The following is a 9,612-nucleotide window of genomic DNA, read 5'->3' as shown; positions in this document are numbered from 1 at the left end:
CCCCGAGCTTTTCGCAGATTACCACGTCCTTCATCGCCTCTGACTGCCAAGGCATCCACCGTGCACGCTTGGTCACTTGACCATATAACCCAAAAGGGTCTATATACCAACGAGCTTTTGTGTCTCGCTGGATTTACGATTTGAAACCACACTAGGTTAAAGTGTGTTTCCACCGGTTTGACGCTTGATTATCGTCTTTGAAATGACTAATAAATTGTATAAATACAATAAGATCAATCATTTCGATCTATTCAAAAGTTTTATTGTTAAAGAGCGTTGGCTAAGTTTAAAACTTAACTTGGAAGTTGTTTTTGATTTGCTTCCCCCAAATCGTGGAGGCGAATTATACCTAGAGTTTTGCTTCCGTCAACGCTTATTTTTACTTTTCTTATTATTTTTTAAAACCAAAAAAAGAGGACCTAAGCCCTCTTTTTCCCATCATTAAAATCGCTTAATAAACGTACTTATCTAATACTTTTACCTTATAAACACAGGTGGTGTAACAGACGCCCATAAGATGACGGTAATTGCCAACACAGCGACTAAAACACAAAGCCCTACTGTGACAACGGACATGGAGAACATGAAACCACGCTCTTCAGAGATATGCCCTAAAATTGGCACCCCTGTAATTAACAACTTAAGGGTATGGGTGACGGCTATTAGACCAACCATGACATCAAACCACATCACGGGATACAAACCTGCTAATCCTGCCAGCATCATTGGCGTTGCCGTAAATGTTGTTAGCATGAAGCAACGCTCTAAACTCGCATCAACACCATAGGTATGCTCCATCCAATACATGGCGTACGCCATTGCACCAACCGCACCTAGTAATACCAGATAGAATGCTATGGCTATGGGTAAAGCACTTGCTTCCGTTAGTAACACCGTATCTCCACCACCTAAACTCCAGCCAACTTGCGTTGTGCCTATGTATACAGACACAGCCGGTATGGCAGCAAGCCAGATAATGTATCTAAGGTAGCATTGAACTATCGAGTACTTCTCTTCGACTATCTCCTCCCACTCTTCTTTGGGATGATGAATTAATCCGACAAAATGTTGTACGTACATAAACACCTCCAGTTCAGGTAACACTGATTAGGTTATTGCCAACCTATAATGGAATGTAGTGATCCACTAGCAGCCATGCAAACAACCACATAATGTAACGAATGGAGTACCAGAACATCCTAAGAGGTACTGATTCGTCATTTCCAAATAGTTGCAATGCAAAATACATAAAGCGCATATTCAACAAAACAACGCCAAACAAATATATCAAGCCACTCATTGCTGTTATGAAAGGCAGCGCTGTGGTTAAAACTAATAAACAGGTATAGAGCAAAATTTGTAATCGGGTGAAGGCCACACCATGAGTAACAGGTAACATAGGGATCCCTGCTTTGGCATAATCTTCACGTTTATGTATTGCTAAGGCCCAAAAGTGTGGAGGGGTCCAAGCAAAAATAATCAACACAAGTAATAAACTATTTGGCTCTAATGTTCCTGTTATTGATACCCAGCCAAGTAGCGGCGGCATAGCCCCTGCTAAACCACCTATCGTAATATTCTGTGGCGTAGCGCGCTTTAAAAAAGCGGTGTATATAAGTGCATAACCAATTAACGAAGCAAGCGTTAGATAAGCACTTAATGGGTTCACTAATAAGTAAAGTATACTAAAGCCCAAGGCACCAATTATGATGGCAAATAAAACCGCTTGTTGTGTACCGACTTTGCCACTTGGTAATGGTCGATTACGAGTGCGATACATGATGGCATCGAAACGTCTATCTAGAACGTGATTAAATGCAGCGGCTGAAGTTGCGCACAAACCAATACCAAGAGTAGATATAAGCACGAGACTTAAACTAGGCACTTCAGGTGTCGCTAAGAACATCCCAACTACCGCTGTTAAAAGAAGAACAGCAACGACTCTTGCTTTACATAGATTGTAATAGTCACGCCATGAAAGGCGCGCTTGATCAATTCGCACATTAGTAAGCATATTCATCTACCTCTTCTTTTGCCTGCATTAAGACATAAAGCACTTCGAGCATATGAAGTAAGAGCAAAGCTGCAACAAGGTTATGTATTACTGCAATTTGAACTGGGATATGAAACCAGACATTGGCCACACCCAAACCAACTTGAAGCATCAAAACAACCACTAATCGGCAAGCTAACTGCTTATTCTTATTAAATATATAGAAGCCAACAGCTAAAATCGCAAGCATTAGTACTAAAGCGCCTAATCTATGCATCAAATGAATGGCAACTCTGGCCTCTCCTTCCAATAAGCCACCAAGGTAAGTTGGCCCGATACTCTGAAATAAATTAAACCCTTGGGCATAATCTGCCTTTGGCCAAACTTCTCCCTGACATAAGGGCAAATCAGGGCAGGCAAAGGCTGCATAGTTAGAGGCCATCCAGCCACCAAGAAAGATCTGCACTATGGTGAGAAAAAAGACAAAGGAAACAGCTAACTTTGCCTTAAGGGAAATGTTCGTTTTTATCCTAGGTAATTCGTTGGATTTGGACCTTAACCATAAAAGGTAATACAAGCTTAACGTGGTAAAGCCACCTAACAGGTGTGCCGTCACAACTTGCGGCCATAACTTTAAGGTGACTGTCCACATTCCAAATGCTGCCTGCAATACAATGACACCAAGAATCAGGCTGACATGCTTAAAGTAGGTCTCATGACACCCTTTCATTCGCGCTCGCATAGATACAATGAAAATGGCTAAGGTTAAAAGCAAGGCTATTCCTGCAACATAACGGTGAATCATTTCGATCCAACCCTTTTCACTTTCTACCGCATTTTCAGGGAAACGCGCATTAGCTAATGCGACTTCTGTTTTAGAGTCTGGCGAGGTTAAAAAGCCATAGCAGCCCGGCCAATCTGGACATCCCAAACCCGAATGAGACAACCTAGTGTAAGCACCTAGGCCAACCACAATGAAAATAAGAAATACACCGACTAGAGTGATTAGTCGAATATTGAAGAAAGAAGAGACGCTTTGTTGTTCCGTAAAAGCTGTCTCTTGTTTTGGACTTGGCATTTTCGCTTCTATCATATTGCGCTCACTTGTAACAAGGAATCAATCTGGTGATGCTTTAGGAACTTACGATTAAGTTACGCCCCTCGCCATAAACCTAGGCGCTTTTATCCACACGCTGAGGCGGGAGGACTTATCCGCAGGTTCCTTTAATACTGTCTGGCTTGATAAACCTTTAGTGATCTATTTATTTAGCCTTGAAAGTTATTTTTAAGTAACTTCAAAATATCTTTATGTAATTCAGCGGCATCCTGCTCTGCTTTGAATGACATAACTAACCAGCCTTGGGGGTCTACCAACCAGGCTTTGTGCTTCAAGTCTTTAACGCTATCTGCATCAAGATTAGAAAATTTATCTAGATACAAGAAACTATCTTGATTATCTATTTGCTCCTTAGTCAATAACACTCTTGATAGACCATCTGATTGTCGACCTAAAGCGACATGCATACGTCGATATGATTCTAAACGATCAAGACAAGGAGACTGACAAGACTCTTCAATGACAAGCAATCGCCATGTACCATCTTCTCCTGCTAGAGGACTCGTTGAGATCGTGTCCCAAGCAATAGGTGTTTCAAGAAATTCCCCTTTTGCCGTAATTTCACTTGGCCGCCAATCCGTAAACACCATTGCCCATGCAAAAGATAAAGGTAAACCTGTCATGGCAAACATAATTAAGACGATTGTTCTGGAATACAGTTTAGATCTCATTATTCATACTCTCCTTAACATGACGTACTAAGAAAACAACAGCGAGAACAATTAGAGAAAATGCTAATGCAAACCATTGGAATGCATAGGCAAGATGTTTTTCCGGTGGCATTACATTGTTAGGCAACCAACGTCTAACCTGAACACCTGCTTGATGAGCCTCTAATCTCATCTCAAACCCAGACACTAATAAATGCCTTTTTTTCTGAGTTAATTCTGTACCTATCAATTGTTGAAAAAAACTGGCATCAAAATATTGAACCCGACTAGGCCAACCTTGTGTTTGATACTGAGCATCACTTAACCGAAAACCTTTTTTAGCAGGTAGATAAACTCGTGCTTGCAACTCTACTTCTGCATTAGGTAAATTTGTTTTATTCAGCTTACTCCTATCAACCGAAGCTTCAACCCAACCTAAGTTCACCCAAAAAAGAACATCATCAAGACCGACCTTGGTTAAAAAGGGCACTATCACGTCATAACCAAACTTACCTTGATAGGTTTTGTTATCTATCAAAAATTGATATTGAGATAGATATTTGCCGTTAAGTTGAATCAACTGCCCATCTATTGCACTTACCCAACTTGATGCCTGCATTATTTCATTCGTTTGATTACGTGCGAGATAGTCCTCTTTTTGTGCGGCTCTATCTAGCTGCCAAAAACCTAATGACAGAGTAAGGCTAAAAAACACTACCACCAAGCAAATGAAAACAGCTAGCTTCCCTCGACCTTGTCTAAAAATTGCCTGTTGCAAACCTGTTAATTGTGGCATCTTAATAACATGTCCTCTTGGTAATACTTAGAACCCTTAAGGAAAAGATGTATGCTTATATCATTAATATTGATCGTATTTTTCGGTATCTTAGCCAGCCTTTTTACTGGGTTGTTTTTTCTTTTTAACAAAAAAAACTCTAAACACTTATTTGTTTCTTTATCTTTCAGGGTTTCTCTAACCCTATTGTTGCTTTGCCTTGTCACCTTTGGTCTTTACACTGGCGATCTGGGCAACAAAGCACCATGGCAAGTCACCCAAGAACAGCTAGACAATATAGACAAAGATAAATAAGCCAAGCCAGACAACATCAACAAAGTGCCAGTACCAAGCAGATGCCTCAAACCCAAAATGCTTGTCTGGCGAAAAATGGCCTTTTAGCAATCTAATTAAGATGACCAATAGAATAATGCTACCCAAGGTGACATGTATGCCATGAAACCCAGTAAGCATGAAAAAGGTCGAGCCATAGATACCAGACTCAAGTGTTAAACCTAAATGCGCATAAGCCTCATAATACTCAATCCCTTGCACTATTAAGAAAGCCACACCTAACACTAAGGTTATTGCCATCCAACGAATGGTTTTAACTCTGTCATTATCTTTAAGAGCATGGTGAGCAATGGTTAAAGTAACACTAGAAAGCATTAACAATACAGTATTAATAAGGGGAAGATGGAAAGGGTCAGGCAAGCCAGATGGCACACTAGACGTTGCCGCAGGTGTATTAAGCAATGGCCATTCACCAATAAAGTTAGGCCAAAGTAGTTCATGGGTCATGGCATGGTCGCCTTCACCATTTAGCCAAGGCATTGCAAGCGTTCTTATATAAAAAAGAGCGCCAAAAAACGCCGCAAAGAACATAACCTCAGAAAAAATAAACCAAGCCATACCTAATCTAAAGCTATTATCCATTTGCACACTGTACAAACCATCATGACTCTCTTCTACAACCTTACTAAACCAGCCATAAAAGATATAAGCCATCAGCCCTACCCCTGCGGTTAATAGCAAAGGAGAACCATAATTAATTAAAAGACCTCCTCCAAATGCCATAAAGAACAAGGCGAAGGTTGCCACTATAGGCCAAGCACTTTGACTTGGCACATAGTAATGTTCGTGTGAGTTTTTCATTATTTTTCTCCCACTTTAACGCTTTTAATTTTATTAGTTTGCCGCTACCGGCTGTAAATCCGTAATATCAAAAAAAGTATAAGACAAGGTAATCTTTTTAACCCTATCAGGTAGATCAGTATCGAGACTAAACAAGACACTCACCTCTTGAGCCTGTTTGCCATTAAGTACTTGGCGATCAAAACAGAAGCACTGAGTTTTATGAAAATACTTAGCCCCAATAGAAGGGCTAACACTAACAATTGCTTGGCCAACCATTTGCTCATTTGTTAGATTCTGAACAAAAAAGTCAGCCCTTGCGTTTTCACCTGGATGCACTGTCATTTCTACGTCTTTAGCAACAAAGTCCCAAGGCATATTCTCGTTAGTATTCGCAATAAACTGCACTTTAATTGCTCGAGAAGTATCGATCACACCGGTATTTTTCTTAGCAACCAACTCCAACTTGCCATTAAGCCCTGTGATATCACAAAACACGTCGTAGAGTGGAACAAGGGCAAATCCAAACAAGAACATGCCGACGGTCGCTCCACACAACTGCAATATAAGTTTACGGTTACTTTTCATCTTTATTTCACTTCTGGTGGTGTTTCAAAAGTATGATAAGGTGCAGGTGAAGGCACTTGCCACTCCAACCCTTCTGCACCTTCCCAAACAACAGCTTCTGCTTTTTTACCACCTTTCACACATTTAACAACTACCAATACAAAAATCAGTTGAGAGAATCCAAACAAGAAGCCCCCTAAACTCGATACCAAATTAAAATCGGCAAACTGGATCGAGTAATCAGGGATACGCCTTGGCATACCCGCAAGGCCCACAAAATGCATCGGGAAGAAAGTAAGATTCAAACCTACAAATGAGCACCAGAAATGACACTTACCTAAATACTCGTCATACATGTTACCTGTCCATTTCGGCATCCAATAATAAGCCGCAGCCATAATCGAGAAAACAGCACCTGGCACGAGAACATAATGGAAATGAGCAACAACAAAGTAGGTATCATGGTATTGGAAGTCAGCAGGTGAAATCGCCAACATCAATCCAGAAAAACCACCTATCGTAAACAAGACAATAAAGGCGATTGCAAATAACATAGGTGTCTCAAAGGTCATTGACCCTCTAAACATAGTCGCCACCCAGTTAAACACCTTCACCCCTGTTGGCACAGAAATCAGCATGGTGGCATACATAAAGAAGAGTTCACCAACTAACGGAATCCCTACCGTGAACATGTGATGCGCCCAAACGGTGAAAGATAAAAGCGCAATCGAAGACGTTGCATAAACCATAGAGGCATAGCCGAATAATGGCTTGCGACTAAATGTTGGGACAATTTGAGAAATAATACCAAATGCTGGCAATATCATAATGTAAACTTCAGGGTGTCCGAAGAACCAGAACAAGTGCTGGAACAAAACTGGATCACCGCCGCCGCCTGCATCAAAGAAACTAGTACCAAAATGAATATCTGTCAGCATCATGGTAACCGTACCAGCAAGTACAGGCATGACAGCAACCAATAAGAAAGCCGTGATTAACCAAGTCCAAACGAATAGCGGCATTTTCATGTAAGACATGGTTGGCGCACGCATATTCATGATGGTAACAATCACATTAATCGCCCCTAAAATTGAGGAGACACCCGCTAAGTGAATAGCAAAGATAAAGAAGGTTACACTCGGAGGAGCATAAGTCGTGGATAAAGGAGCATAGAAGGTCCAGCCAAAATCAGGTGCTCCTCCATCCATCACTAGGGTGGAAAGCAGCATAAAAAATGCAAATGGCAATAACCAGAAACTAAAATTATTCAATCTAGGTAATGCCATATCTGGCGCACCTATCATTAATGGCACCATCCAGTTTGCCAAACCAACAAACGCTGGCATTACAGCACCAAACACCATAATCAAACCATGCATGGTTGTCATTTGATTGAAAAACTCTGGTTGCACGACCTGCAACCCAGGCTCCACAAGCTCCATGCGAATAACCAATGCCATAGAACCGCCAATAAAGAACATCAGCAGACTAAAGATCAAATACATAGAGCCTATATCTTTATGGTTAGTCGTAAATAACCAACGAGTTATCCCAGTTGCGGGACCATGATGATGACCTACAGCAGACGTCATATAATTCCCCTATTTACTCTTAAGCATTGATTGGATGGATTGCGGTGTGATGATATCACCAGTGTCATTACCCCAAGCATTTCTCTCATAGGTAATAACCGCAGCCAATTCGACAGCACTTAATTGCGCAGCATAAGCTTGCATGGCCGTACCCGCCCGTCCTTCTAAAACAATTTTAATATGTTCATCTATTTGTTCAGGTTTGGTTGCTATTGCACTCGCTTTAAGCGCAGGGAACATAGGCGAAATACCCTGACCGCCAACTTGGTGACAGGCAGCGCAGTTTGTCTGGTAAACTTTTTCACCTCTTTCCATTAACTCCTCTAAACTCCAAATTCTCGCTGCTGCTGCGACTTCTGCTGCTATGCTAGCTTTCTTATCTGCTAACCAAAGTGCATAGTCCTCATCGGTCACTGCCTGCACGACAATTGGCATGAAGCCATGATCTTTACCACAGAGTTCAGCACATTGACCTCGATATATTCCTACCTCATCAATACGAGTCCATGACTCATTAATAAAACCAGGAATCGCATCACGCTTGACCGCAAATGCAGGCACCCACCAAGAGTGAATTACATCATTTGATGTCACTAAGAAGCGGATTTTTTTACCAATTGGCACAACGAGCGGCTCATCTACCTCAAGTAGATAGTTTTCATTTTTTTCGACTTTGTTATAAATTTCATCGGGATTGGTGGACAGATTACTAAAAAAAGAAAGATCTTCACCAAGATACTGATATTGCCATTTCCACTGATAACCTGTGACCTGAATATCTACATCCGAGTCGGATGTATCGTACATTTCAATTAAGGTTGTGGTGGCAGGAACAGCCATAGCGACAAGAATTAAAACAGGGACAATAGTCCAGATTAATTCGACAGTGGTATTTTCATGAAATTGTTCTGCTTTAGCCCCCGCCGATTTACGGTGGTGGATAATAGACCAGAACATCACACTAAACACAGCTATCGCAATAACGACACAAATCCAAAAGATTTGCATATGTAATGAATAAATTGAACGGCTAACCTCAGTTACCCCTTCAGTCATATTTAACGCCCAATCAGCTTGAGCAGAAACAGACCACAAGGCAGCTAAGATAATTAAAGCAGCTGACGAACAAGATCTCTCCTTCATCTTTTTACCCCTACTTGTGTTTTTTTTATACGTAGAGAACCCAAGAAACAAAGCCCCAATACCCTGCTTTAACCTTGAGCGATATTCAGAGTATAGAAAGCAATTTTCAGCTTGCCAGTAACTTTTGAAAATAATTAGGTTAAATAAACCATGAAGTTAACAAGATATATTAAGGAAACGATAAAAATGAGCACCATTAAAATACCCACCAAGATGAAGGGAATAGGGCTATTAGACTGAAAATCTTCTAACCGATTTTTTTCACTTTGTACGCCAATAAAGGCAGAAAAAACAGCTTTAAAAACTTTCCAAATATTCATTGATCCATCCCTTTAAGCTATTTGAGTTAATGTCAGAGTGGAAGCAAAAGAGAAGAAAATCAAGCCAACTGACTTATTCAGACAACAAAGCCTCTCATAAATATTGATAGTTTATAAAGCTGAATAGCTGAAAAATATAGAGGGCTAGAAACGCAAAAAGGTCGCTATAAGCGACCTTTTGTAAGAATTTATTACAGATAATTTGTGTGAACACTCACCAGAGCTTCATATCGTTTAAGGAGGTGATCCAGCCCCAGGTTCCCCTAGGGCTACCTTGTTACGACTTCACCCCAGTCATTGACCACTCCGTGGTAACCGCCC

Annotated in this window: 11 protein-coding genes and 2 rRNA genes; 1 reads left to right on the top strand and 12 read right to left on the bottom strand. The window is 40.9% G+C overall.

The annotated features are described in order from the left end of the window. The 6 genes from OA91_RS23655 to OA91_RS23625 all read right to left on the bottom strand — a co-directional run. A 23S ribosomal RNA gene (locus tag OA91_RS23655) occupies positions 1–82 on the bottom strand; the annotation flags it as partial. 395 nt (positions 83–477) lie between these two features. Next, complete coding sequence (locus OA91_RS23645; protein WP_063340062.1) at positions 478–1,080, bottom strand: Yip1 family protein; 603 nt, start codon at positions 1,078–1,080, stop codon at positions 478–480. 43 nt (positions 1,081–1,123) lie between these two features. Then, positions 1,124–2,020 carry a heme o synthase gene (cyoE, locus tag OA91_RS23640; protein WP_063340061.1) on the bottom strand — a complete coding sequence of 299 codons (897 nt, stop codon included), beginning with the start codon at positions 2,018–2,020 and terminating at the stop codon, positions 1,124–1,126. Continuing rightward, positions 2,004–3,086, bottom strand: coding sequence for a COX15/CtaA family protein (locus OA91_RS23635; protein ID WP_063340060.1), 1,083 nt, complete (start codon positions 3,084–3,086; stop codon positions 2,004–2,006). Before OA91_RS23635 ends, cyoE begins: the two co-directional genes overlap by 17 nt. A 173-nt stretch (positions 3,087–3,259) precedes the next feature. Next, on the bottom strand, positions 3,260–3,781 hold the full coding sequence (locus OA91_RS23630; RefSeq protein ID WP_046017895.1) for a hypothetical protein: 522 nt from the start codon (positions 3,779–3,781) through the stop codon (positions 3,260–3,262). Then, positions 3,771–4,556 (bottom strand): SURF1 family protein, encoded by a 786-nt coding sequence (locus OA91_RS23625; RefSeq protein ID WP_063340059.1) that lies wholly within the window; start codon positions 4,554–4,556, stop codon positions 3,771–3,773. Before OA91_RS23625 ends, OA91_RS23630 begins: the two co-directional genes overlap by 11 nt. Positions 4,557–4,607: 51 nt before the next feature. Here OA91_RS23625 and OA91_RS24885 point away from each other — a divergent pair, with 51 nt between their 5' ends. Beyond that, the gene (locus OA91_RS24885) at positions 4,608–4,850 is read left to right on the top strand and encodes a DUF2909 family protein (RefSeq protein WP_063340058.1); all 243 of its coding nucleotides are present in this window, start codon (positions 4,608–4,610) and stop codon (positions 4,848–4,850) included. Here the strand turns inward: OA91_RS24885 and OA91_RS23615 are convergent. The 6 genes from OA91_RS23615 to OA91_RS23590 form a co-directional block, all read right to left on the bottom strand. Beyond that, positions 4,824–5,690, bottom strand: coding sequence for a cytochrome c oxidase subunit 3 (locus OA91_RS23615; RefSeq protein ID WP_063340057.1), 867 nt, complete (start codon positions 5,688–5,690; stop codon positions 4,824–4,826). The two genes, OA91_RS24885 and OA91_RS23615, sit on opposite strands and share 27 nt — an antisense overlap. 33 nt (positions 5,691–5,723) lie before the next feature. Then, a complete protein-coding gene (locus tag OA91_RS23610; protein WP_063340056.1) occupies positions 5,724–6,257 on the bottom strand; it encodes a cytochrome c oxidase assembly protein in 534 nt (177 codons plus the stop codon). 2 nt (positions 6,258–6,259) lie between these two features. Then, positions 6,260–7,828 carry a cytochrome c oxidase subunit I gene (gene ctaD, locus OA91_RS23605; protein WP_046017900.1) on the bottom strand — a complete coding sequence of 523 codons (1,569 nt, stop codon included), beginning with the start codon at positions 7,826–7,828 and terminating at the stop codon, positions 6,260–6,262. A gap of 9 nt (positions 7,829–7,837) precedes the next feature. Further along, positions 7,838–8,971, bottom strand: coding sequence for a cytochrome c oxidase subunit II (gene coxB, locus OA91_RS23600; RefSeq protein WP_063340055.1), 1,134 nt, complete (start codon positions 8,969–8,971; stop codon positions 7,838–7,840). Between the two features lie 134 nt (positions 8,972–9,105). Further along, the gene (locus OA91_RS23595) at positions 9,106–9,291 is read right to left on the bottom strand and encodes a DUF2970 domain-containing protein (RefSeq protein ID WP_046017902.1); all 186 of its coding nucleotides are present in this window, start codon (positions 9,289–9,291) and stop codon (positions 9,106–9,108) included. 235 nt (positions 9,292–9,526) lie between these two features. Beyond that, positions 9,527–9,612, bottom strand: a 16S ribosomal RNA gene (locus OA91_RS23590); the annotation flags it as partial.

This window comes from Marinomonas sp. SBI8L (genome assembly GCF_001624705.1).
Lineage (GTDB): Bacteria > Pseudomonadota > Gammaproteobacteria > Pseudomonadales > Marinomonadaceae > Marinomonas.
The sequence above is the reverse complement of the archived record's forward strand: the minus strand, read 5'-3'. Positions and strand labels throughout refer to the sequence as shown.

What these genes read in the sequence shown, in the direction of transcription:
- OA91_RS23645 (WP_063340062.1), bottom strand. Translation starts at nt 1,080, where the DNA reads ATGTACGTACAACATTTTGTCGGATTAATTCATCATCCCAAAGAAGAG.
- cyoE (WP_063340061.1), bottom strand. Translation starts at nt 2,020, where the DNA reads ATGAATATGCTTACTAATGTGCGAATTGATCAAGCGCGCCTTTCATGG.
- OA91_RS23635 (WP_063340060.1), bottom strand. Translation starts at nt 3,086, where the DNA reads ATGATAGAAGCGAAAATGCCAAGTCCAAAACAAGAGACAGCTTTTACG.
- OA91_RS23630 (WP_046017895.1), bottom strand. Translation starts at nt 3,781, where the DNA reads ATGAGATCTAAACTGTATTCCAGAACAATCGTCTTAATTATGTTTGCC.
- OA91_RS23625 (WP_063340059.1), bottom strand. Translation starts at nt 4,556, where the DNA reads ATGCCACAATTAACAGGTTTGCAACAGGCAATTTTTAGACAAGGTCGA.
- OA91_RS24885 (WP_063340058.1), top strand. Translation starts at nt 4,608, where the DNA reads ATGCTTATATCATTAATATTGATCGTATTTTTCGGTATCTTAGCCAGC.
- OA91_RS23615 (WP_063340057.1), bottom strand. Translation starts at nt 5,690, where the DNA reads ATGAAAAACTCACACGAACATTACTATGTGCCAAGTCAAAGTGCTTGG.
- OA91_RS23610 (WP_063340056.1), bottom strand. Translation starts at nt 6,257, where the DNA reads ATGAAAAGTAACCGTAAACTTATATTGCAGTTGTGTGGAGCGACCGTC.
- ctaD (WP_046017900.1), bottom strand. Translation starts at nt 7,828, where the DNA reads ATGACGTCTGCTGTAGGTCATCATCATGGTCCCGCAACTGGGATAACT.
- coxB (WP_063340055.1), bottom strand. Translation starts at nt 8,971, where the DNA reads ATGAAGGAGAGATCTTGTTCGTCAGCTGCTTTAATTATCTTAGCTGCC.
- OA91_RS23595 (WP_046017902.1), bottom strand. Translation starts at nt 9,291, where the DNA reads ATGAATATTTGGAAAGTTTTTAAAGCTGTTTTTTCTGCCTTTATTGGC.